This window comes from Streptococcus gallinaceus, from assembly GCF_024170225.1.
GTDB classification, from domain to species: domain Bacteria; phylum Bacillota; class Bacilli; order Lactobacillales; family Streptococcaceae; genus Streptococcus; species Streptococcus gallinaceus.
In genome coordinates this window covers 309,257-330,971 of record NZ_JALJXU010000001.1, presented here as the reverse complement: position 1 = coordinate 330,971, position 21,715 = coordinate 309,257, and the positions used below count along the sequence as shown (strand labels likewise).

Below are 21,715 nucleotides of genomic sequence, written 5' to 3'. Positions count from 1 at the left end.
CGCTACTCGAATCAAGGAAGATATGATAAAATGTAAGCAAGAAAGTGAGGTCCTCATGGTTTACGAATTTTGCTTAGAATATGGAACTTTCCCTGTTAAAGAACGCAATGGCTTCTTCCTTACCAAAGAAACTATTCCTGAATTTATGAAAAACGATACAGACTTAATTGACCGTCTACAAGAAATGAATAGCCTTTTCCACGAATTATTCATGGTTGTTGAATGCAAGTTTGACTATATCGGTGGAGAATCCCCAGAAAAAATTGACCAGCTTCGCCCGCTCTATGCTGAGCTAAGCCAAGAAGTCATTCAAAAATATGGTGAACAAGAAAAAATCATTGTTGAAGACTTTATATTATAAAAAGAACCGAGGATTTATTCCTTGGTCCTTTTTCATTTTAACGAATTTCTGCTCCCAATTCTTGGAGAGATTTGCTGATTTTAGCCATGTAGCCTGTTACTTCTTCATCCGTCAAGCTATCGACGGGATTTTGGAAGGTCAAACTGTAGGCCATTGATTTGTGCCCCGGCTCAATGTTGCTACCTGCGTAGACATCAAAGAGAGTGATGTCAGTCAAGCGTTTCACATTTGCCTTAGCAATGGCTTCTAAGATGTCTTGGTGTTGAATTTCTGCCTTAACCAAGAGGGCAATGTCACGGCTAACAGCTGGGAATTTGCTAATTTCAGTAAATGGTTGAGTTGGCTGCAAGGCTGCTTCTAGCAAGTCCATGTTCAACTCTGCCACATAAGTTTCTGGGATAGCATAGTCTTTTGCTGTCTGCGGGTGTACTTGTCCTACAAAACCAAGTAAATCTTCACCGAGGTAGATGGCTGCTGTGCGTCCTGAGTGCAAGGCTGCAACCTGACTTGTCGCACGGAATTCAGCAGTCAAGCCATACTTCGCTAACAAGCTTTCCACGATTCCTTTTGCATGGAAGAAATCAACCGCCACGGCTGGTGTTTGGAAGTCTTTTTCCGCTACCAAACCTGTCATGACAAGGGCAAATTTGCTAACTTCTTGTGGCAGATCTTCTTTTGCATTGCCTGTTTGTTCAAAGACTTTTCCGATTTCATAGAAAGCCAAGTTTTTATTTTTACGAGCAACGTTGTATGCAACTGTTTCCAGCATACCAGACACCATATTTTGACGAAGTGCAGAGCGGTCTACTGTCATCGGCCACATAAGCTCGGTTACTTGAGTTGGTTCAAGTGTGAATTCAACTGCTTTTTCTGGAGTAGTCAGCGCATAGGAAATGATTTCAGTCAATCCTGCTCCCTCAGCCAAACTACGCACTTGACGACGAAGTTGTTGGCTACGTGTCAACTCACCAGCAGTACCGTCTTCTTGTGGCAAGGTTGTTGGAAGATTATTATAGCCATAAATACGAGCAATTTCTTCCACCAAATCAGCGGGAATAGTAATGTCCCAACGACGACGTGGTACTTGAACAGTGAAGGCTGTGTCGTCTCTTGAAATTTCCATTCCCAATCGACGGAAAATAGCTGCGATTTCTGCGTATGTAAGGGCTGTTCCCAATGAACGGTTGACATAATCGACTTGAGCTGTCACAGGAAGTGCGTCCGTATCGACTTGACCGGCTACCACACGACCAGCCAAGACTTGACCACCAGCTAATTCTGCAATCATTGCTGCTGCTGCATCCAGGGCTGCACTCAAATCTGCCACATTGATACCTTTTTCAAATCGTGAAGAAGATTCTGAACGCAAGTTGAGACGACCAGATGTTTTACGGATTGATTTTCCGTTGAAGAGGGCTGCTTCCAGAACAACATTTGTCGACGTCGCATCGATTTCCGTAGAAGCACCACCCATAACACCACCTAGGGCAACTGGTTTGTCTGCAACGGTAATGACAATATCTTCTTCTGTCAATTCACGCTCTACTTCGTCTAAAGTCACCAAGGTTTCTGCTGACTTGGCCTGACGCGCTACAATTTTCTTGTCTTCAAACTTGTCCAAATCAAAAGCATGCATGGGTTGACCAAAGTAGAGCAAGATATAGTTTGTCACGTCAACTACATTGTTAATAGGACGGATTCCTGAGTTCATCAAAAGATTTTGCAACCATTGTGGACTCGGTGCGATCGTGACATTTTCCACCACACGCGCCTGATAGGTTGCTACACGCTCAGAATCAATGGTTACTTCAATGACATCGCTGGCTTTTTTCTCCACTTCTGTCAACTCATAGCTTGGAAAATGGGGTTTGCTGTCGTAGATAGCCGCCACTTCGTGCGCCACACCACGCATAGACAAAGCGTCCGCACGGTTTGGAGTGATGGACAACTCAATAATCTCGTCATCCAAATCCAAGTATGGGAAGATAGAATCGCCTACTACTGCATCCTCTGGCAAGTAGTAAATTCCATCCGCATACTCTTTCGGTACAACCGAATCCGAAACACCGATTTCTGCCAAGGAACAAATCATTCCTAGTGACTCTACGCCACGGATTTTTCCTTTTTTGATTTTATGGTTTCCTGCAATACGTGCACCTGGCAAGGCAACAATGACCTTGATACCTGGCTTGACATTTGGTGCACCGCAGACGATTTGTGTGGTTTCTTCACCGACATTTACTTGACAGATATTGAGATGAGTTTCAGGAATTGGCTCTGTCGAGAGCACTTCTCCCACTACTAATTTTGAAAGACCTGCACTCACTTGTTCTACGCCTTCCACCTCAATACCAGTTGTTGACATTTTTTCCGACAAGTCATGGCTAGTCGCATCAAAGTCAACTAATTGCTTTAACCATTTATAAGATACTAACATACTTTCCTCTTTATACTCTCTTTACCCATTCTATTACAGCGCGATTGGACTCTCTATCAGCCTCTTTTTCAAATCCCATTGAAGCAGCCAACTGCACCAATTGAGAATCCTGTGATGGCAACTCTAGCAATAAAATATTCTTCCCTAGTTCCTTTGCTTCATCTACCGCAAATTCTAGATAAAATTTCTCCAAACCCTGACCCTGTACGCGGTTAAAAATAAAGAAATTCTCAATTTTTACTGTTGCATCATTCATATCAGACAGCTGCATACATCCCGCTAATTCATTATTCAACAAGATGACTGTGAAATTTTCATCTGCCTCTTTTGGAAGGTGGAAGAATGCCTCCATATACGTGTTTGGGTCACTCTCAGAGAAACCTTTCCCTGCCAAATACTGCTGCATTTCAGCTACAATTTGCGAAAATTCCGCCTCATAGGCTTTTCGAATTCCAATCGTCTTTACCATTTTTATTTCCTATCTAGCTCCCAAGAGACAGCTTACTTGAACTGTTCTGAGAAGCGAACATCACTTTGATAGAAGCCGCGAATATCATTGATACCATAACGAAGCATGGCAATCCGTTCTTGACCCAAACCAAAGGCAAAACCTGAATACTGAGTTGAATCAATACCAGACATTTCTAGCACGCGTGGGTGAACCATACCGGCACCCAAGATTTCAATCCAACCAGTCTTCTTGCAGACATTACAGCCTTCTCCACCGCATTTGAAGCAAGAAACGTCCACTTCAACAGATGGCTCTGTGAATGGGAAATAAGATGGACGAAGACGAATCTGACGCTCTTCACCAAACATTTTCTTGATAATCATCTCAAGCGTTCCTTTGAGGTCACCCATTGAAACATTTTTACCGACAACCAAGCCCTCAATCTGGTGGAATTGGTGCGAGTGCGTCGCATCGTCCGTATCACGACGGAAGACACGTCCTGGGGAAATCATCTTCAAAGAACCTTTTGAAAAATCGTGCTGGTCCATGGTTCTAGCCTGAACTGGACTGGTATGTGTACGCATCAAAATCTCTTCTGTAATGTAGAAAGTATCCTGCATATCACGAGCCGGGTGGTCTTTTGGCAAATTCATCCTCTCAAAGTTGTAATAATCTTTTTCTACTTCAAAGCCGTCCACAATCTGGAAGCCCATACCCAAGAAGATATCTTCAATTTCTTCAGAGGTCTGCGTCAATACATGACGGTAACCAGTTTTTACCGCACGGCCTGGCAAGGTCACATCGATAGACTCCGACTCCAGCTGTGCTTGAATTTTTGCTGCCTCAACAATTTTCACCTGCTCTTCAAAAGCACTAGTCAAAATATCTCGCACTTCATTGACTTGTTTTCCGACAACTGGTTTTAAGTCATTTGACAAGTCTTTCAGTCCCTTGAGCAAATCTGTCAAGGAACCTTTTTTACCCAAAACAGCCACACGCAAGTCTTGCAATTCCTTGCTGTGGTTGCCCGTCATTTCCTTCAACTGAGCCAATGTGGATGTTTTTAGCTCTTCTAATTGTGTTTGTAAGTCCATATTTCCTCCATTTTTGCAAACAAAAACACGTGTCCCTCCCTAGCGGAGCGTTGACACGCGGTACCATCCGTTTTTCATTTACAAGCGTAAATCTTAATTCTAAGTCCTTGTATGAGTGAATTCGCCACACTTTCCTCTAGCCGACTTCCAGTCACGGTCAGCATTCCCTGATAGATTTCCACATGGTTACTAGTCTCACAGACTCCTATTCAATTATTCTTCATTTTAGCAAAATTTCTGCTATTTGGCAAGAGAATCAACTAGTTGAAGTTGGTAGCTCCATCCCTTTTCTGTTTTCCCAACCGGGACAAAACCAACTGCTTGAAAACACTTCTGCGAAGCTAGATTGTAGTCATAGATTTCACGAACAGCAAGACTTGTCCAGCCCATCCTTTTAGCCTCTTCAATCGCCAATTGCAGAACTTGCTTGCCAAGACCTCGACCTCTATAAGCTGCGTCTCCAATCACTATCGGTAAATCCTCCTGAGACAAGGTCACATCACCAATCGTCTTCCAAGAATCATTTTCCCATACTTCGATAAAATAAAGTTTCTCACGTTGCGATAAATATCCATACATGCGCACCAGCTTCTCCACGGAATACGGCTCTTTCACTCCATCAACCATATAAACCAGCTCCCTATCCTGATACCAAGGCAGGGCAAACAAAATATCTTCTCCCTCCAGAGAGGGACGAAGTCTGATCTGCTCAGCAACATAGGCCTCTGACTTCATTTTCCACCACACACTTCCTTTTTTTCTAAAAATGGCATAACAAATAGCTGAAAATTTATCCCTACGACCACTAGATAAATCAAGGGATTCTGGTCATAGGCTCCCACGAAATCCAACTGCATCAATTTGACACTAGCCCGAGTCAATCCCGCACTCCAAGACTGCAAGCCAAAAGGGGATAATAGTAAGCTTAGAGGAGTTGGCAGTTGAAAATAATAGACCGCATACACCAACACAATTAAAATTAGATAAAGCCAACTATATTTTTTATGGTAAAAATACAGTTGGCTCCAAAACGTATGTTTCATTATAAAAGAATTGCTAAACGAGTAAAGTTCAATTCTTTCGTGCGGTTTATAATGAGGAACCAGTCAACAATTGTCCAGATACCACATCCTCCAGCAGTCAATAACTTCAGAACACCCAAACCAGTTTCACCGAGCATGAAGCGATCCACGCCCAACGAACCAACAAAGATAGAAATAATCAACATTGTCGTCGGATCTTTATAATCAATTGTACTCATCAACAATTGTTTTTCTGTTGGCAAATTGTCCAATTTTTCTTTGATAAACGGAATTTTATCGTTTGGAAAATATTTTGCGTTTGCAACGATGAATGCATCTGAAAATTGACTCATGATTATCTCCTTTAACTTTTTCTATAAAGTTTTCCTTATTATAATATGCCATTCTCCCTTTGTCAATGCATTTTCAGAAAATTCGCACCTATCTACTGACGATTTTCATTTATCGTTGACGTGTATTTCCCCAGTGGTATAGTTGATACTGAGACCAGATTGGACATTTGGAATAAAGACGTTAAATTCTAGGCTACCATCAGATGATTTTGCTTCTAATTGCCGTCCGACAGCCACCAAGTCTCGGTCACTGGCATAAATCAAGGTTACACGATACCGTACCTTTTTGTTGTTATCAAGCGCTCGCCGAATCAATGTTTCATAATAGTTCTGACCAGTTGAATAGGGATCATCTGCTTGATTTGACCAAGCTGTCTGCGTAGCCACATTTTTTGGATTACTAGTCGACGCATCAAACGTTTTTAGACCACCTGCAATCGCATAACCCAGTAGATGCCCTCGGTCAACAGCATGGTCATACTCTCCGGATAAATCATGAACTTGGTGCCATCCAACAGGTGTCCACGAATCCGAACCATTTCCAGTTGCATTTCTGTCTCGATATTGACGAGTTGCCTTGGTTAGCAGGGCATTGGCCACTGTTGGTAGCTGCTCACCTGCCACTTCTTTAGTTTTATTTTCCGCATAAGGTGCACTCGCTACAGAAGCGTTCAAATTAGTTTTATTACCATTGACAATATAAGCCCCCGCCTTGTTCCACTCTAGATCAGAACCGATTTGCTTTGTCACACTATCTAGTAAGACGCTTGACGCCAATTCTTCTGAGGGAACGGACTGACGCGAGCTAGATTGATTGACCAAGTAGGTCACCTGCCCCGTACCTGCCTGCTGATTACTTCCAGCTTCCTTGTACAAATATGAACCAGCTAACACTACGATAGCAACTACGACACTAATCCAACTAGCCGATTGTTTTTTTCTATTTTTATTTGTCATCATACTCCATAAGGAAAAAAGTAGGTTCCCCTACTACTTCCCTGTAAATTTACCAATAATTTCCTGCCATTTATCCATATGTAAAATAGCCCACGGATTACTCCCGTCACCAATCACTGCATACCCAATCATCATACCAGCTGCAAAGAGAATGAGCGCCAGAATGACCACGATTAAAATATACAAAAGTTGCTTTCCGACAAAGGTCAAGTTTTCCTTATCCATCGTACTCCTCACTGTCTACACGTTTGATATCTGCACCCAACGCAGCCAATTTCTCATGAAACTTGTAATAGCCACGATCCAAGTGCGTTAATTTCCCAACTAGAGTTTCACCCTCAGCTACCAAACCAGTCAAGATCAAGGCTGCGCTAGCACGAAGGTCGGTTGACATAACCTTTGCCCCCTGCAATGGAGTGCCACCTGTAATAATGGCCGTATCACGCATAATTTCTGAATGCACATCCATCCGACGCATCTCTTCCAAGTGCTGGAAACGATTCTCAAAAACCGTTTCAATCATAGTTGATTCGCCCTTAGCAACAGCCATCAGAGCTGTAAATTGAGCCTGCATATCTGTAGGGAAACCTGGGTGTGGCAGGGTTTTAACCATCACAGGTTTTAAACGAGACACATCCGATTGGATGCGAATACCTGCATCCTCCTCCGTTACAGAGACACCCATTTCCAGCATCTTCGAAATCAGCGGACGGTTGTGCTCCCATACAGCATCCTTGACCAAGACATTACCACCAGTCATGGCAGCTGCCACCATAAAGGTGCCTGCTTCGATACGGTCTTGTACAACTTGATGTTCTGCACCATGCAGTTTGTCAACACCCTTGATTACCAGCGTTTCCGTACCTGCACCTTTTATTTGTGCACCCATTTTATTGAGCAAAATAGCCAAGTCCACAATCTCAGGCTCACGCGCAGCATTTTCGATAACAGTCGTTCCTTCAGCGAGGGTTGCCGCCATCATCAAGTTTTGCGTCGCACCGACACTTGGGAAATCCATGTAAATGGTCGCACCTTTCAGCTTATCCGCACGCGCTTCAATATTCCCAGCTTTTTGTGTAATCGTCGCGCCCATAGCTTCCAAGCCCTTGAGATGTAAATCAATCGGACGACTTCCAATGGTACAGCCACCAGGCATAGAGACAATGGCATGACCATTACGCGCCAAAATCGGTCCTAAGACAACAATAGAAGCTCGCATCTGGTTGACATACTTGTAGGGTGCTTTACTGCCAATCTCCCCACTTGCATCCACACGAACTGTATTTGCCGCCTCATCGAAACCCACTTCAATATCCAAACCACGTACCACATTGTTCATTGTAAAGACATCAGATAAGATTGGCACATTTGTCAAAACAGTCTGCCCTTGGTCTGCTAAAATCGTAGCTGCCAAAAGAGGTAGGACGGCATTTTTTGCCCCCTCAATCCTCACTTCACCAACTAAGCGATTGTCGCCACCTTTTACAATAATCAAATCCAAACTTTCTTCCTCATTTCATATCTATTATTGGGTCACTGCTAACGCCAAGGAACGGCTAATGGCCAACAAATCTAAGAAAAATGTTGATACCATATAACCTAAACCAATAGCTACAAACAAGAGCAGGAACTGAATTTTCATTTTATTTTCTGCTGTTCCCCGTAGAAATTTTGACCAATCTACGACGCTAGTCAGCAAATCATGAGCCAGATAGATAAATAACAAATGGCTCAGTAATCTCAAAATATTTGCAATCATAAAAATATTATACCAAAAAATCAGATAAGTCGCCCCGTTTTGATACAGAAAAAGAGACTCAGTATTCTGGTCTCTCCCTCATTATTTATTTCCGACACGGATACGGTTGATTGCACGTTGCAAGGCAACTGTTGCACGACGTTCCATATCAATGTTTTGAGCTTTTTGAGCTTCTTCCATCGCACGTTCGGCACGCAATTTAGCCCGCTCGGCACGACTCACATCAATATCACGAGCTCGTTCAGCTGAGTCCGAAATGATGGTAACAATATCGTTGGCAACTTCTAAAATTCCACCATTTACTGCAATCCAGTCAACGTGATTTTCATCATCAATCCGACGAACTTTAATTTCATCAATGGCCAATACCGCAACCATGTTAATGTGGCCCGGAAGAATCCCCAACTCTCCTTCTTGCGTCTTACAAAGCAAGAAAGCAGCGTGGTGATCGTAGCGGATACCGTCAGGTGTTACAATTTGTACTGTCATTTCAGCCATGTCACACCTCTAAAACTTCATCTTAGAAGCTTTTTCAAGTACATCCTCAATACCGCCTACCATACGGAAGGCATCTTCTGGAACGGTATCGTGTTTACCATCAAGGATTTCCTTGAAACCACGAATGGTTTCCGCAACTGGTACGTATGAACCTGGTTGACCCGTAAAGGTTTCCGCAACGTTGAAGTTTTGTGACAAGAAGAATTGGATACGACGTGCACGTCCAACCAAAGTCTTTTCATCATCAGACAGTTCATCCATACCAAGGATAGCAATGATATCTTGCAACTCTTGGTAACGTTGAAGAACGCGTTTTACTTCCATGGCAACAGCATAGTGTTCCTCACCAACAATCTCTGGTGCCAAGGCACGTGAGCTTGAAGCAAGAGGATCCACCGCTGGATAAATACCAAGCTGCGTCAACTTACGTTCCAAGTTGGTTGTTGAATCCAAGTGAGCGAAGGCTGTTGCTGGCGCAGGGTCAGTATAGTCATCGGCTGGCACGTAGATGGCTTGGATTGAGGTAACAGAACCTTTTTTAGTTGAGGTAATCCGTTCTTGCAATTGACCCATTTCAGTTGCCAAGGTTGGTTGGTAACCAACAGCTGATGGCATCCGTCCAAGAAGGGCTGATACTTCAGAACCTGCTTGGGTGAAACGGAAGATATTATCGATGAAGAGAAGTACGTCTTGACCTTCTACATCACGGAAATATTCAGCGATTGTCAAACCAGTAAGGGCAACACGCATACGTGCTCCTGGTGGTTCATTCATCTGACCAAATACCATGGCTGTTTTTTCAATAACGCCTGATTCCTTCATTTCCCAGTAAAGGTCATTCCCTTCACGAGTACGTTCCCCAACACCGGTAAAGACAGAGATACCACCGTGTTCTTGTGCGATATTATGAATCAATTCTTGAATCAAGACGGTTTTACCAACACCGGCACCACCGAAAAGACCAACCTTACCACCTTTCAAATAAGGGGCAAGCAAGTCGATAACCTTGATACCTGTTTCCAAAATCTCAGTTGAAGTTGACAATTCGTCAAATGTTGGTGCTTTTTTATGAATTGGTTGACGCTCTGCTTCTTCAGCAAATGGCTCTTCCAAGTCAATGGTATCACCTAAAACGTTGAATACACGACCCAATGTTTCTTTTCCCACTGGAACGGAGATAGGACGACCTGTGTCCAATACTTCCATTCCACGAGTCAATCCATCCGTTGATTCCATAGCGATAGTTCGTACGACACCATCACCAAGTTCTAGGGCAACTTCAAGAACGACTTTTTGTTTTGATTCATCGTTTTTGTAAACGACAAGTGCATTGTTAATCTCAGGTAACTTGTCTTCTGCTGCAAATGCAACGTCAACGACTGGTCCAACTACCTGAGTAATTTTGCCTGAACTCATCTATTCTCCCTTCATAAGATATGAGAGCGTCCAAAGCGACTGAAGATCAAAGCTAGGCTTCCATCTTCTCAAACTTTTAGCTCGAATTCAATTTCTACTAAACTATCTAGCTTTCTTGATAGCTTGTCATTTTTTAATCTAATGCTGAAGCTCCCGCAACAATTTCCGTAATTTCTTGGGTAATGGCTGCTTGACGAGCTCGGTTATACTGAATGGTTAAATCAGAAATAACATTTTTTGCATTGTCCGTTGCTGTTTGCATGGCTGTCATACCAGCCGCACTTTCAGCTGTTTTTGCATCAAGAAGTGCACCGTAAATCATGGACTCGGCATACTGTGGTAATAATTGATCCAAAATCGCACTACGGCTTGGCTCCAACTCAAAGCTGGCAGTGTAGCCGTCTACTTCATTGTGGTCCAAATCTTCAATCGGCAACATCTGTTGGACACGAACTTGACTAGTCAAGCTATTGACATGGTGATTGTAACACACGTAAAGCTCGTCAAAAATCTCGTTCTTGTACATCTCAACAGACTTGTAGATGATTTTTTGTACTTCTTCAAAGTTTGGATTGTCAGCAATACCACGCAATTCAAAAATCGGAGTCATGCCACGATTTTTAAAGAAGTCCGCTCCCATCCCACCAATAGCAATAATTTCAAATTCATCCTTGCTTGTGTGATCCTGTTCAATCATTCCCATCACAGCTTTTAGAATCGTTGAATTATAGGCACCTTTCAGTCCGCTATCAGAAGTGATGACGATATAGCCTGTCTTCTTAATCTCCTCACGGCGAATCAACATGGGATTGGTTGAACCCTTCATCAATTCGGCACGAAGTAAATCTGTTGTGATATTCCGTACCTTGTCAGCGTAAATCTGAAACGACTTAGCCGCCTGTTCAGATTTTGCTAATTTAGCTGCAGAAACCATCTGCATAGCACCTGTGATTTGACTGGTTTTCTTTGTCGATGCAATTTTATTTTTAATTTCGTTTAGAGAACCTGCCATTCCTCACACTCCCTTATTTGAAAATAGACTGGTCTTTGAATTCTTGGATAGCAACATCCAACAAACTTTCTTCAGGCAAGTCTTTTGTCACTCGAATTGTATCCAATAAATCATTGTGATGCATATCAAAGTAAGCATACAATTCTTGCTCAAATGATAATACATCTGCTAATGGTACTGAGTCAAGGAAGCCATGAGTCAAAGCATACAGAATCAACACTTGTTTTTCAACTGGTAATGGTTTGTGAAGTGGCTGTTTAAGTACTTCTACCGTACGACGTCCACGGTTCAATTTTGCTTGCGTTGCTGCATCCAAATCTGAACCAAATTGTGTAAAGGCTTCTAATTCACGGAAGGAAGCCAAGTCGATACGAAGTGTACCCGCAACTTTCTTCATGGCCTTGATTTGCGCCGCTCCACCTACACGAGATACAGATGAACCCGCATCAATGGCTGGACGAATCCCTGAGTTGAACAAGTCATCTTTCAAGAAGATTTGTCCATCAGTGATAGAGATAACGTTGGTTGCAATGTAGGCTGAAATATCTCCAGCTTGTGTTTCAATAAATGGCAAGGCTGTGATGGAACCACCACCCAACTCATCTGAAACTTTCGCAGAACGTTCCAAGAGACGGCTATGAAGATAGAATACATCCCCTGGGTAGGCTTCACGACCTGGTGGACGACGAAGCAAGAGAGATAATTCACGGTAGGCTACCGCTTGTTTTGACAAATCATCATAAACAATCAAGACATGTTTGCCTTCATACATGAACTCTTCGGCCATGGCAACACCTGCATATGGCGCCAAGAAGAGCAATGGTGAAGGTTGAGATGCTGAGGCTGTTACAACGATGGTATAATCCAAGGCACCATATTGACGCAAGGTTTCAACCTGTGTGCGGACAGTTGATTCTTTCTGACCGATAGCCACATAGATACAGATCATATCTTGGTCTTTTTGGTTCAGAATCGCATCAATGGCCACAGATGTTTTACCTGTTTGACGGTCACCGATAATCAACTCACGCTGACCGCGACCGATTGGTACCAAGGCATCAATCGCCTTCAAACCTGTTTGCAAAGGCTGGTTAACAGATTTCCGTTGCATAACACCAGGTGCAGGTGCTTCAATCGGACGTGTTTTGGTAGTCCGAACTTCACCCAAGCCATCAACTGGCTGTCCAAGCGGGTCAACAACACGACCAATCAAGGCAGGACCAACAGGTACTTCCATGATTTTACCAGTACGGCGAACAATGGAACCTTCCCGAATATCTGTAAATTCGCCAAGGATGATAATCCCTACATCTGATGTCTCCAAGTTTTGAGCCATCCCAATTGTGCCATTTTCAAAGACAAGAAGCTCACCACTCATGGCATTATCAAGACCATGGGCACGAGCAATCCCGTCACCAATATAGGTTACAACGCCTGTTTCGGTATAATCGAAGTCAGGCTGATAATCTTCAATTTGTTTTTTTAGTAAAGCGCTTATTTCTTGTGCATTAATCACCAAAAGAACACCACTTTCTATTTCTACAGTTTCTTTCTAATGTCTTTCAATTGTGAACGGACACTAGCGTCAATAACATGGTGGTTAATATTGACAATGAAGCCACCAAGTATTTCTCGATCAATATGTTCGACGACATTACGTACCCGGATATCAAAACGTTTTTCCGTCAAGGTAGCAATGCGTTCTTTCTGCTCATCCGTCAAGGGTTGAACCGATGTCACGACAGCGTCGAAAGCATTTTTGTGTTTGCTAATTTTGAATAAAACTGTCTCCAGAATTTCTTTTAGCAAACCAGCTTGGCCATTTTGAATGACCGCTTCTACCAAGTCGTTGACAAAACGATATTCTGACTGACGAAGAGTCCGTAAAAATTCTTCTTTATCTTCCAAAGAAACGGTGGCTGAATTCAAAATCCGACCTAAATGAGTTTCCTTAATGATGTCAAGAATATGCTCTACTTCATCATAAATGTGCCAAATATCTTCTCGGTCATAAACCTGTTCAACAAATGTCTGAGCAATTTTTTGCACGAATGCATCTTCTCTTGCTGCCATTATTTGTCTCCCAATTTATCAATATAACGGTCAATTAAATCGCTATGTGCTTTCTCCCCGAGATCTTCAAGAATAATTTTCCCAGCCAAATCAACTGCCAATTGAGCAACTTGTACGCGGAGCGCTTCTTGTGCTTCACGTTGCTCAGCAGCAATTTCCAATTGAGCTTTTTCTTTCAACGTCGTCACTTCAAGATTTGCTTGTTCTACCAAGTGTTTTTTCTCGATTTTCCCACGTTCAATCGCATCTTCTACAATGCGTTTTGCTTCAACTCGGCCTTCTGTTAATTCTTTTTCGCGTTGTTTCACTAATTCTTCTGCTGCTTGATTTTTATCAGCTGCCCCATCCAAGTCGTTAGCGATTGTTTCCGCACGCTTTTCAAAGATTCCAGTAATGGCATCCCAAGCAAAGCCACGGATTAACACTAACAGAATCAAGAATGACGCAGTTACTAAGATAAAGTTACCAAGCACAGCAGCTGTTGTATTCAATACTGTAAACATGAATTATCTTTTCCTTTCCTCTTAATTCCCGCCTGAAATTTTCTTGTCCAAATACATGGAAACCAACATCACATACACATATGCTTGCAAGCAAGAAATAAATGCAGAAAATGCTGTCCAAATAATATTTAACAACAAGGCGATTGGATAAGCATAAGGTTTATAATTCGCCATTTGCAACAAGAGAGAAACAAGTACTTCCCCTGCAAAAATATTACCGTAAAGACGCAATGCCAAAGAAGCTGTATTGGTTACCTCTTCTAAGATGTTCATTGGTGTCATAGCGGCTGGCGTTACAAAACCTTTCAAATACCCAAGAAATCCCTGGCGTCGAATTCCTTCAATATGACAGAAAATCACTGCCATAAATGCCAAACCAAAGTCATAAGCCATATTGGCTGTTGGTGATGTCCAAAGATTGTATCCGTTGATCTCAATTTTTGTCATCAGACCCAGGTTATTTGCAACCAAGAGGAATGTTAATAAGGTAAAGAAGAACAAGCTATAGTGTTTTGCTTCTGTCTCACCAAGATTTCCCTTCGTGAAGTTGATAGCCAATTCATAAAAGAATTCCAACACATTTTGCTTGCCCTTAGGTTTGAGTTGCATGTTGCGACTCGCCCAAAATACCAAGAAAAAGATTGTTACAATCGTAACAGCTGATACTAACACAAGTGTTAGATCAAAACTTACTGGTCCAAGGTCAAGGGTAGGATTTACACTCTCTTCCATTGAAGTTTCCCCCTTCTTTTAACTATCCGTTATTAGCCACGGAACAAGAAGGTCATACCCAAGGTAACAAAGAATGTACCTTCGATAAAGGCTACTCCGAGGAATACCCCTGTCAGTAATTTGCTTTGCAATTCTGGTTGACGAGCTGTTGAGTTCAAATATGCAGAAACCAACAAACCTTCACCGATACTTACGCCTAATGTAGCCATACCTAATGCCAATGCAGACAAATCCATTTTGAAATTCTCCTTTAAAATTTAATACCTAGTTAGCATACTCCTAAAAATGACGTTTGTCAAGAAAAGTTAGAGCATGTAAGCGTTTTACGTAAATCATAAAAGAAAGAGAATAAAAGGATTTTTTTCATTCTCTACCTATTATATAGTATCCTCAAGCTGCGAAATTTCTTCCACAAAATGTCGAGCCATATCTTCGATATTTTTATCCATTGTGTCAATGGTGATTGCTTCGTCTGAAACCTTATCCGTATCTGCAAAGAATTCGATATGGTTCCGTAGGTTGACGAGTTCAACTGGAGCATCTCCACCATACTCACCATCCAAGTTCAGCATTAAGCGATTCTGATCATCCAGAGATTCGATTTGTAGCTTCTTGGTTTTGAGATACTCAATCTTATCACTATCAACGTGTTTCCCACCGTCTAAGACCAAACGAATCAGATGTAAGATTTCAAAGAGATTGCCCGTTTTCACGATGATAAGGGTAAATAGTCCATCATCTAACTTGGCATCTGGGACAATTTGCTCAAAGCCTCCAATCGAATTGGTCAAGGCCGCAAAAATCATTGAAGTCTTCCCTTCAAACACACCCTTGTCATGTGTAATACGAACTGGAGTAAATTGTACACGAGGCAAGAGCTCTGCTCCCTTTACTACATAGGCGAGGTAGCCAAACATGGTTTTCAACTGGCTGGGCACACTATAGGTCAATTCTGTCAAAGTTCCCGCTGCTGCGATGTTGATGAAGTAATTCTCAAAAGCCTGATGATTTTTCATAGTTCTGGCATGTCCGATATCCATCAAGACGGTCTGATTTTTTCCAATCATCCGGGCAGCTTCAACTGGATTTCCTCGAGGAACTTTCAAGGCACGAGCGTAGTCATTGGTTGTCCCAGTTGGAATAATAGCCATTTTCGGTCGTTTTTCCAAGGATGCAATCCCGTTAACCACTTCGTTGATGGTGCCATCCCCACCAGCAGCAATAATCAGGTCAAAACCCGCTTTGGCTGCACGTGTCGCTTCATTTTTAGCCGAGTCTTTTTCTGGCGTCGTCTGAAAGGCAGAGGTTTCGTAGCCAAATCCTTCTAGAATATCCAAAACTTCCGCCACATTTTTTTTCATGATTTCTTGACCAGATGTTGGATTATAAATCAATCTTGCTCTTTTTCTATGCTTCATGTGTCTTCCTTACAAACTTTCTAACCATGCTTCATCTTGGATTTCGATTCCTAATTCTTGTGCCTTGGTTAATTTGCTACCCGCATCTGTCCCAGCTACGACAATATCTGTTTTTTTCGATACAGAGCCTGCGACATTTGCACCTAAACTTTCTAACTTAGCCTTAGCATCACTTCGTTTAAGGCGTTCCAATTTACCTGTTAAAACCACCGTTTTCCCTGATAAAATAGTACCTTCTACTGCCACCTGACCAAGATAGGCCAAGTTTACTTCCGCCTCTTTCAATTCCACAAGCAATTGCTGGGCACCTGCTGATGAGAAGAAGGTCGTCAAGGACTTGGCAATGACTTGTCCCAAACCATCTATGCTTGCAATCTCATCCATCTCTGCTTGAGCCAGATTTTCTAAATTGCTGAATTTTTCCAACAAAATCTTGCTAGCCTTACTGCCCACATGGCGGATTCCCAAGCCAAACAAGAGCCGTTCTGCGGAATTTCCCTTGGATGTTTGAATCGCCTGGTAGAGTTTCTCGGCTAATTTTTTTTGGAAACCTTCAACCGTCAGCAAATCCGCTTCTTCCAATCGGTAAATATCCGCAACATCTTTGACCAATCCAGCTGTAAACAGTTTCTCAACAATCGAAGTCCCCAAACCAGCAATGTTCATAGCATCTCGACTGGCAAAATGTTCCAAACGACTCATAATTTGTGCAGAACAGATTGGATTGATGCAACGCAAAGCCACTTCGTCTTCGTAATGCAGAAGCTGGCTACCACAAGACGGGCAGAACTGCGGAATTTCCATTACCTCTTGGTCTGTACGCTTGTCCTGAACCACACGTAAAACCGCTGGAATAATATCTCCTGCCTTATAGACAATAACCGTGTCTCCGATACGAATATCTTTTTCAGCAATATAGTCCACATTGTGCAGGGTAGCACGGCTCACGGTTGTCCCAGCCAGCTGAACCGGACTAAGATTAGCCGTTGGTGTCACAACCCCCGTACGTCCTACTGTCCAGTCAACCGACAAAATCTCTGCCTGCTTTTCTTCTGCTGGAAATTTATAGGCAACTGCCCAGCGTGGCGCCTTGACTGTGAAGCCTAGTTCTTCCTGCATGGCCAAGTCATTGACCTTAATCACCACTCCATCGATATCGTAAGGGAGTTCCTCACGCATGGCTGCGATTTTTTCAATAAAGTCCCACACATCATCCATGCTCTGGGCAAAATGGTATTCATGATTGGTCACAAAGCCCAAGTCATCCAAATGCTGCAAGACATGTGACTGGCTGTCCGTTGTAGTCGGGCTAGCCACCTGATACAGGAATGTAGCCAATCCACGACTGGCTACAACTCCAGTATCCAACTGGCGCAGCGTCCCAGCTGCTGCATTTCGTGGGTTTGCAAACTCGCTTTCTCCCGCTTCTTGACGTTGCTGATTGACCCGAGCAAATGAAGCACGTGGCATATAACACTCTCCACGAACAGTAATGGTTTCAGGGCGAGTTAGCGTCAAGGGAATGCCTTGTACCCGCTTTAAATTTTCAGTGATATTTTCTCCAACAGAGCCATCACCCCGAGTTGCTCCAACAACCAAGTGCCCATTTTCATAGGTCAAAGAAATGGACAAGCCATCGATTTTCAACTCACAAATATAGGTTGCTTGTGGAAATTCCTTTCGGACACGCGCGTCAAAACTTTCCAACTCTTCACGTGAAAAAGCATCCTGCAAGCTAAAAAGAGGATACTCATGTTGGTATTTTTCAAAACCTGATAAAATCTTTCCGCCGACACGATGAGTCGGGCTATTGGGCAAAACAGCATCTGGCTGCGCTTCTTCTAGGGCAACCAGCTCACGGTAGAGTTGGTCGTACTCGGCATCGGAAATACTTGGTCGGTCTAATTCATAGTACTCTTTGGCATAACGATTTAATCGTTCAACAAGTTCATTCATTCGATTTTTCATATACTTATTATACCACGGTTTCTTAAGTTTACCTTACTACAAAGCTGACTTTCCTCGTGAATTTTTTTCTAAGAAAGGGTATAATATAGAAAATAAAAAGGAGGTGCCGTCATGGCTGTTACATTTAAAAAACAAGACGATTTAGAAAAAATGCTGGAACAATTTGCATCATTTGACTTATTGGAAGAAGTTGAATTTCCTGATCCTAAATCAAGAGACAAAAGCGTAACTAACAACAAAGAAGATAAAAAATAATGGCTATTTTTCATCAATTACCAACTAGTTTATTGCAGGCAGGAGCTATTTTTCTATCCATTATGATTGAGGCTCTGCCTTTTGTGCTTATTGGGGCCATTATTTCGGGCTTTATCGAAGTCTATATTTCGCCTGACGTGGTCCACCGTTATCTTCCTAAAAATAAGTTTCTGCGCATCTTATTTGGGACCTTTATCGGCTTTTTCTTTCCGTCTTGCGAATGCGGTATCGTCCCGATCGTGCACCGATTTCTGGAGAAAAAAGTCCCTACTTACACGGCAGTCCCTTTCCTAGCGACTGCTCCCGTTATCAATCCCATCGTACTGTTTTCAACCTTTACAGCCTTTGGAAATTCTATTCGCTTTGCCCTCTTTCGTGCCTTGGGTTCTGTGATTGTCGCTATGGTTTTAGGAATTTTTCTAGGATTTCTAGACACTTCTTCTATTCTGAAGAAGGACATTGAAGTAGAAGGAACCCACCACCATCACCACCACAAAAGTTGGAAAAAAGTTGGCTACACTCTCGTTCATGCTATCGACGAATTTTTTGATACAGGGCGCTATTTAGTATTTGGTTGCCTCTTTGCCAGTCTGGTGCAGGTCTATGTCCCAACTCGCTTATTGACAAATCTTGGCCACAGTCCTGTTTCTGCTATTCTTGTCATGATGCTGATGGCATTTCTATTGTCACTTTGTTCAGAGGCTGATGCTTTCATCGGTGCTTCTTTTCTAGCAAGTTTTGGGCTCGCTCCTGTTATGGCCTTTTTAGTTATCGGGCCTATGATTGATATTAAAAATCTCCTTATGATGAAGCACTACTTCAACAATCGCTTTATTATCGAATTTATGGCTATTATTTCTATCGTTATTTTAGGATATAGCTTAGTGATTGGAGGCTTATAGAATGACACGATTCCTCATTTTAGCGGGCTACTTTGAGATGACAATGTACCTCTACACCTCTGGAAAATTAGACCAGTACATCAATCTGCACTACTCTTACCTAGCCTTTCTGTCCATGATTTTAGCCTTTGTTTTGGCCATAGTCCAACTGGTCGTTTGGATGAAAGACTTGGAAACGCATAGCCATCTGACCAAAAAATCAGCCAAATTCGCAAGTATCGCCTTGCTAACCCTGCCGCTCTTGATTGCCTGGACCTTCCCGACTGTCAATCTAGACTCTGCAACTGTGGCAGCCAAGGGCTACCATTTCCCACTCGCTGCGGGGGTAGATGCAGGAACGCAACAACAAGAAGGAACCTCTGTGCAGTACCTCAAACCGGACACTTCTTCTTACTTCACAAAAGCGGCCTACACCAAGGAAATGCGAGCTGTAGCCGATCAATTTATCAAAGAAGACAAAATCGTCATTACGCAAGAGAATTACATGGCTGTGATGGAAGTTATTTATGATTATCCTGAAGAATTTGTCGGAAAAACGATTGAACTGACAGGATTTGTCTATAACGACCCCGACAATGCCAATCAGCAATTTCTCTTCCGCTTTGGTATCATCCACTGTATTGCCGACTCGGGTGTCTATGGTTTGTTGACAACAGGTGACCAGCAAAAATTTGCAGACAATACCTGGGTCAAAGCCAGCGGAAAACTCACACTAACCTACCACAAATCTCTCAAACAATCTCTTCCTAGTCTTGAATTGCAGAGCATTCAAGAAATTCAAACGCCAAAGAATCCCTATGTTTACCGTGTTTTCTAAGAAAAAACGAAATATAAGTGAATTTTCAGAAAATTTATGGTATACTAAAATGAATATTTTTAGAATTGGAATGAAACGATGACAACACCAGTATTATTTACAATTTTTGGAGCCAGCGGGGACCTTGCAAAACGCAAACTCTACCCATCACTTTTCCGTCTTTACAAGGCAGGACACATTGCGGAAAATTTTGCCGTTATTGGAACTGCTCGTCGTCCTTGGACAAAAGAATTTTTTGAACAAACCGTTATCGAATCCTTGGGAGACTTGCCGGACAATCCTCGTCAAGCATACGAATTTGCCAGTCACTTCTACTACCAAAGCCACGATGTCAATGATACAGAGCACTATGTTGCCCTGCGTCAACTGCAAGCCAAACTAGGCCAGCAGTATGGTATACAGGAAAATAAGGTTTTCTTCCTTTCTATGGCACCCGAATTCTTTGGAACCATTGCAAAACATCTTAAATCCGAAGAAATTGTCAATGGTAAGGGCTTTGAGCGCTTGATTATCGAAAAACCATTTGGTACGAGCTTGGCGACTGCCGAAAAACTCAATGCTGAATTGGCTGAAACATTTGAGGAAGACCAAATTTACCGTATTGACCATTATCTAGGTAAAGAGATGGTGCAAAATATCTTTGCCGTTCGCTTCGCCAATATTATCTTCGAGCATATCTGGAACCGCGACTTCATTGACAATGTGCAGATCAGCTTTGCAGAATCAATTGGTGTCGAAGACCGAGGCGGCTACTATGACCACTCTGGTGCGCTGAAAGATATGATTCAAAATCACGCACTGCAAGTCCTATCTATTCTGGCAATGGATACACCAAAAAGCTTTAACGAAGCCGATGTTCGTACTGAGAAAATCAAAGTTTTCCAAAATCTGAAAAAGCAGACCAATGAAGAAATCAAGCGCAACTTCATCCGTGGACAGTACACAGATGGCCAAATTGACGGTCATACTTACGCTGCCTATCTAGATGAGCCAAATATCACAGAGAATTCTCAAACAGAAACCTTTGCAGGTGGTGTCTTCTTTGTAGATACAGACCGCTTCCGCGACGTTCCCTTCTTTTTCCGAACCGGAAAACGTTTGACCGAAAAAGGAACTCGCGTGACCATTGTCTTCAAAAAAGCGACTGATATTTTTGGACAGCATGCAGAGCAAAATATCCTGACCATCTATATCCAACCAACCGAAGGCTTTTCTCTCTTTATCAACGGGAAAGAAGTTGGTTCACGCTTCTCACTCACTCCTGCAAAATTGAGCTTCCGCCACAATGCAGATGCTCTTGGGAATTCACCTGAAGCCTACGAAAAATTGTTCTTCGATGTCTTAAATGGCGACTCAACTAACTTCAGCCACTGGGAGGAAGTCAAGGCGAGCTGGACATTTATTGACCAAGTCGTTCGTATTTGGCAAGAAAACCAAGTGCCACTTCACCTCTATCCAGCTGGTAGCATGGGGCCACAGGCTGCATTTGACCTGCTTGAAAGCTATGGAACCGACTGGCACTGGAAACCAGATACTTGGTACCGTGAACGCGGTTTATTGTAACAACAAGAAAAGAACCTGAGACTCAGTCCTAGGTTCTTTACTATTTTTAGAATTAGCAGTTTGACGCAGAGGTTGACTGAATGTTCTCATTCCTTGCCATACAAGTAATTTCGAATCTTGTGAC

General features: G+C 42.6%; 25 protein-coding genes. 5 read left to right on the top strand and 20 right to left on the bottom strand.

Going from position 1 to position 21,715, the window contains the following annotated elements:
* Window positions 1–22 precede the first annotated feature (22 nt).
* Window positions 23–361 carry a hypothetical protein gene (locus J2T50_RS01705; protein WP_253363009.1) on the top strand — a complete coding sequence of 113 codons (339 nt, stop codon included), beginning with the start codon at window positions 23–25 and terminating at the stop codon, window positions 359–361.
* Window positions 362–398: 37 nt separating this feature from the next.
* Here J2T50_RS01705 and pheT read toward each other — a convergent pair whose 3' ends face one another.
* The 20 genes from pheT to ligA form a co-directional block, all read right to left on the bottom strand.
* Entirely contained in the window at window positions 399–2,798 is a 2,400-nt protein-coding gene (gene pheT, locus J2T50_RS01700) for a phenylalanine--tRNA ligase subunit beta (RefSeq protein ID WP_253363007.1), read from the bottom strand.
* A 10-nt stretch (window positions 2,799–2,808) separates the two neighbouring features.
* On the bottom strand, window positions 2,809–3,267 hold the full coding sequence (locus J2T50_RS01695; RefSeq protein WP_253363006.1) for a GNAT family N-acetyltransferase: 459 nt from the start codon (window positions 3,265–3,267) through the stop codon (window positions 2,809–2,811).
* Window positions 3,268–3,299: 32 nt separating this feature from the next.
* Window positions 3,300–4,343, bottom strand: a complete 1,044-nt coding sequence (gene pheS / locus J2T50_RS01690) for a phenylalanine--tRNA ligase subunit alpha (protein WP_253363005.1) — start codon at window positions 4,341–4,343, stop codon at window positions 3,300–3,302.
* Window positions 4,344–4,583: 240 nt separating this feature from the next.
* Complete coding sequence (locus tag J2T50_RS01685; RefSeq protein ID WP_253363004.1) at window positions 4,584–5,090, bottom strand: GNAT family N-acetyltransferase; 507 nt, start codon at window positions 5,088–5,090, stop codon at window positions 4,584–4,586.
* Window positions 5,075–5,386 carry a DUF2752 domain-containing protein gene (locus J2T50_RS01680; RefSeq protein WP_253363003.1) on the bottom strand — a complete coding sequence of 104 codons (312 nt, stop codon included), beginning with the start codon at window positions 5,384–5,386 and terminating at the stop codon, window positions 5,075–5,077. Before J2T50_RS01680 ends, J2T50_RS01685 begins: the two co-directional genes overlap by 16 nt.
* The gene (locus J2T50_RS01675; RefSeq protein WP_253363002.1) at window positions 5,386–5,718 is read right to left on the bottom strand and encodes a TM2 domain-containing protein; all 333 of its coding nucleotides are present in this window, start codon (window positions 5,716–5,718) and stop codon (window positions 5,386–5,388) included. Before J2T50_RS01675 ends, J2T50_RS01680 begins: the two co-directional genes overlap by 1 nt.
* A 105-nt stretch (window positions 5,719–5,823) precedes the next feature.
* The gene (locus J2T50_RS01670) at window positions 5,824–6,675 is read right to left on the bottom strand and encodes a DNA/RNA non-specific endonuclease (RefSeq protein WP_253363297.1); all 852 of its coding nucleotides are present in this window, start codon (window positions 6,673–6,675) and stop codon (window positions 5,824–5,826) included.
* Window positions 6,676–6,708: 33 nt separating this feature from the next.
* Complete coding sequence (locus J2T50_RS01665; RefSeq protein WP_253363001.1) at window positions 6,709–6,900, bottom strand: DNA-directed RNA polymerase subunit beta; 192 nt, start codon at window positions 6,898–6,900, stop codon at window positions 6,709–6,711.
* Window positions 6,893–8,176, bottom strand: a complete 1,284-nt coding sequence (gene murA, locus J2T50_RS01660; protein WP_253362999.1) for a UDP-N-acetylglucosamine 1-carboxyvinyltransferase — start codon at window positions 8,174–8,176, stop codon at window positions 6,893–6,895. The genes J2T50_RS01665 and murA overlap by 8 nt, the downstream gene beginning before the upstream one ends.
* Before the next feature lie 24 nt (window positions 8,177–8,200).
* Window positions 8,201–8,434, bottom strand: coding sequence for a DUF1146 family protein (locus J2T50_RS01655; RefSeq protein WP_253362997.1), 234 nt, complete (start codon window positions 8,432–8,434; stop codon window positions 8,201–8,203).
* An 81-nt stretch (window positions 8,435–8,515) separates the two neighbouring features.
* Entirely contained in the window at window positions 8,516–8,932 is a 417-nt protein-coding gene (locus J2T50_RS01650) for a F0F1 ATP synthase subunit epsilon (protein ID WP_253362995.1), read from the bottom strand.
* Window positions 8,933–8,941: 9 nt separating this feature from the next.
* The gene (gene atpD, locus J2T50_RS01645) at window positions 8,942–10,348 is read right to left on the bottom strand and encodes a F0F1 ATP synthase subunit beta (protein ID WP_253362993.1); all 1,407 of its coding nucleotides are present in this window, start codon (window positions 10,346–10,348) and stop codon (window positions 8,942–8,944) included.
* 133 nt (window positions 10,349–10,481) lie between these two features.
* Window positions 10,482–11,360, bottom strand: coding sequence for a F0F1 ATP synthase subunit gamma (locus tag J2T50_RS01640; protein WP_253362991.1), 879 nt, complete (start codon window positions 11,358–11,360; stop codon window positions 10,482–10,484).
* A 13-nt stretch (window positions 11,361–11,373) separates the two neighbouring features.
* Complete coding sequence (atpA, locus tag J2T50_RS01635) at window positions 11,374–12,879, bottom strand: F0F1 ATP synthase subunit alpha (RefSeq protein WP_253362989.1); 1,506 nt, start codon at window positions 12,877–12,879, stop codon at window positions 11,374–11,376.
* Window positions 12,880–12,899: 20 nt separating this feature from the next.
* Window positions 12,900–13,433, bottom strand: coding sequence for a F0F1 ATP synthase subunit delta (locus J2T50_RS01630; protein WP_253362987.1), 534 nt, complete (start codon window positions 13,431–13,433; stop codon window positions 12,900–12,902).
* Entirely contained in the window at window positions 13,433–13,936 is a 504-nt protein-coding gene (atpF, locus tag J2T50_RS01625) for a F0F1 ATP synthase subunit B (protein WP_253362985.1), read from the bottom strand. Before atpF ends, J2T50_RS01630 begins: the two co-directional genes overlap by 1 nt.
* Window positions 13,937–13,957: 21 nt before the next feature.
* Complete coding sequence (atpB, locus tag J2T50_RS01620; protein WP_253362983.1) at window positions 13,958–14,668, bottom strand: F0F1 ATP synthase subunit A; 711 nt, start codon at window positions 14,666–14,668, stop codon at window positions 13,958–13,960.
* A 32-nt stretch (window positions 14,669–14,700) separates the two neighbouring features.
* Window positions 14,701–14,904: a F0F1 ATP synthase subunit C gene (locus J2T50_RS01615; RefSeq protein ID WP_222348028.1), complete on the bottom strand. Its 204-nt coding sequence runs from the start codon at window positions 14,902–14,904 to the stop codon at window positions 14,701–14,703.
* A 141-nt stretch (window positions 14,905–15,045) separates the two neighbouring features.
* Complete coding sequence (locus J2T50_RS01610; RefSeq protein WP_253362981.1) at window positions 15,046–16,086, bottom strand: diacylglycerol kinase family lipid kinase; 1,041 nt, start codon at window positions 16,084–16,086, stop codon at window positions 15,046–15,048.
* Between the two features lie 9 nt (window positions 16,087–16,095).
* Window positions 16,096–18,054: an NAD-dependent DNA ligase LigA gene (ligA, locus tag J2T50_RS01605; protein WP_253362979.1), complete on the bottom strand. Its 1,959-nt coding sequence runs from the start codon at window positions 18,052–18,054 to the stop codon at window positions 16,096–16,098.
* Window positions 18,055–18,165: 111 nt separating this feature from the next.
* Here ligA and J2T50_RS01600 point away from each other — a divergent pair, with 111 nt between their 5' ends.
* From J2T50_RS01600 to zwf, 4 genes are all read left to right on the top strand, one after another.
* Window positions 18,166–18,309 (top strand): SPJ_0845 family protein, encoded by a 144-nt coding sequence (locus J2T50_RS01600; protein ID WP_253362977.1) that lies wholly within the window; start codon window positions 18,166–18,168, stop codon window positions 18,307–18,309.
* Entirely contained in the window at window positions 18,309–19,211 is a 903-nt protein-coding gene (locus J2T50_RS01595; protein ID WP_253362975.1) for a permease, read from the top strand. Before J2T50_RS01600 ends, J2T50_RS01595 begins: the two co-directional genes overlap by 1 nt.
* Before the next feature lies 1 nt (window position 19,212).
* Window positions 19,213–20,028 (top strand): TIGR03943 family putative permease subunit, encoded by an 816-nt coding sequence (locus J2T50_RS01590; RefSeq protein WP_253362973.1) that lies wholly within the window; start codon window positions 19,213–19,215, stop codon window positions 20,026–20,028.
* 78 nt (window positions 20,029–20,106) lie between these two features.
* Window positions 20,107–21,591 carry a glucose-6-phosphate dehydrogenase gene (zwf, locus tag J2T50_RS01585; protein ID WP_253362971.1) on the top strand — a complete coding sequence of 495 codons (1,485 nt, stop codon included), beginning with the start codon at window positions 20,107–20,109 and terminating at the stop codon, window positions 21,589–21,591.
* The last annotated feature ends 124 nt before the right edge of the window (window positions 21,592–21,715 follow it).

What these genes read in the sequence shown, in the direction of transcription:
- J2T50_RS01600 (WP_253362977.1), top strand. Translation starts at nt 18,166, where the DNA reads ATGGCTGTTACATTTAAAAAACAAGACGATTTAGAAAAAATGCTGGAA.
- J2T50_RS01695 (WP_253363006.1), bottom strand. Translation starts at nt 3,267, where the DNA reads ATGGTAAAGACGATTGGAATTCGAAAAGCCTATGAGGCGGAATTTTCG.
- J2T50_RS01665 (WP_253363001.1), bottom strand. Translation starts at nt 6,900, where the DNA reads ATGGATAAGGAAAACTTGACCTTTGTCGGAAAGCAACTTTTGTATATT.
- pheS (WP_253363005.1), bottom strand. Translation starts at nt 4,343, where the DNA reads ATGGACTTACAAACACAATTAGAAGAGCTAAAAACATCCACATTGGCT.
- atpF (WP_253362985.1), bottom strand. Translation starts at nt 13,936, where the DNA reads ATGTTTACAGTATTGAATACAACAGCTGCTGTGCTTGGTAACTTTATC.
- J2T50_RS01610 (WP_253362981.1), bottom strand. Translation starts at nt 16,086, where the DNA reads ATGAAGCATAGAAAAAGAGCAAGATTGATTTATAATCCAACATCTGGT.
- ligA (WP_253362979.1), bottom strand. Translation starts at nt 18,054, where the DNA reads ATGAAAAATCGAATGAATGAACTTGTTGAACGATTAAATCGTTATGCC.
- J2T50_RS01650 (WP_253362995.1), bottom strand. Translation starts at nt 8,932, where the DNA reads ATGGCTGAAATGACAGTACAAATTGTAACACCTGACGGTATCCGCTAC.
- atpD (WP_253362993.1), bottom strand. Translation starts at nt 10,348, where the DNA reads ATGAGTTCAGGCAAAATTACTCAGGTAGTTGGACCAGTCGTTGACGTT.
- J2T50_RS01630 (WP_253362987.1), bottom strand. Translation starts at nt 13,433, where the DNA reads ATGGCAGCAAGAGAAGATGCATTCGTGCAAAAAATTGCTCAGACATTT.
- J2T50_RS01670 (WP_253363297.1), bottom strand. Translation starts at nt 6,675, where the DNA reads ATGACAAATAAAAATAGAAAAAAACAATCGGCTAGTTGGATTAGTGTC.
- J2T50_RS01680 (WP_253363003.1), bottom strand. Translation starts at nt 5,386, where the DNA reads ATGAAACATACGTTTTGGAGCCAACTGTATTTTTACCATAAAAAATAT.
- zwf (WP_253362971.1), top strand. Translation starts at nt 20,107, where the DNA reads ATGACAACACCAGTATTATTTACAATTTTTGGAGCCAGCGGGGACCTT.
- J2T50_RS01590 (WP_253362973.1), top strand. Translation starts at nt 19,213, where the DNA reads ATGACACGATTCCTCATTTTAGCGGGCTACTTTGAGATGACAATGTAC.
- J2T50_RS01595 (WP_253362975.1), top strand. Translation starts at nt 18,309, where the DNA reads ATGGCTATTTTTCATCAATTACCAACTAGTTTATTGCAGGCAGGAGCT.
- atpB (WP_253362983.1), bottom strand. Translation starts at nt 14,668, where the DNA reads ATGGAAGAGAGTGTAAATCCTACCCTTGACCTTGGACCAGTAAGTTTT.
- J2T50_RS01655 (WP_253362997.1), bottom strand. Translation starts at nt 8,434, where the DNA reads ATGATTGCAAATATTTTGAGATTACTGAGCCATTTGTTATTTATCTAT.
- J2T50_RS01705 (WP_253363009.1), top strand. Translation starts at nt 23, where the DNA reads ATGATAAAATGTAAGCAAGAAAGTGAGGTCCTCATGGTTTACGAATTT.
- J2T50_RS01640 (WP_253362991.1), bottom strand. Translation starts at nt 11,360, where the DNA reads ATGGCAGGTTCTCTAAACGAAATTAAAAATAAAATTGCATCGACAAAG.
- pheT (WP_253363007.1), bottom strand. Translation starts at nt 2,798, where the DNA reads ATGTTAGTATCTTATAAATGGTTAAAGCAATTAGTTGACTTTGATGCG.
- J2T50_RS01615 (WP_222348028.1), bottom strand. Translation starts at nt 14,904, where the DNA reads ATGGATTTGTCTGCATTGGCATTAGGTATGGCTACATTAGGCGTAAGT.
- J2T50_RS01675 (WP_253363002.1), bottom strand. Translation starts at nt 5,718, where the DNA reads ATGAGTCAATTTTCAGATGCATTCATCGTTGCAAACGCAAAATATTTT.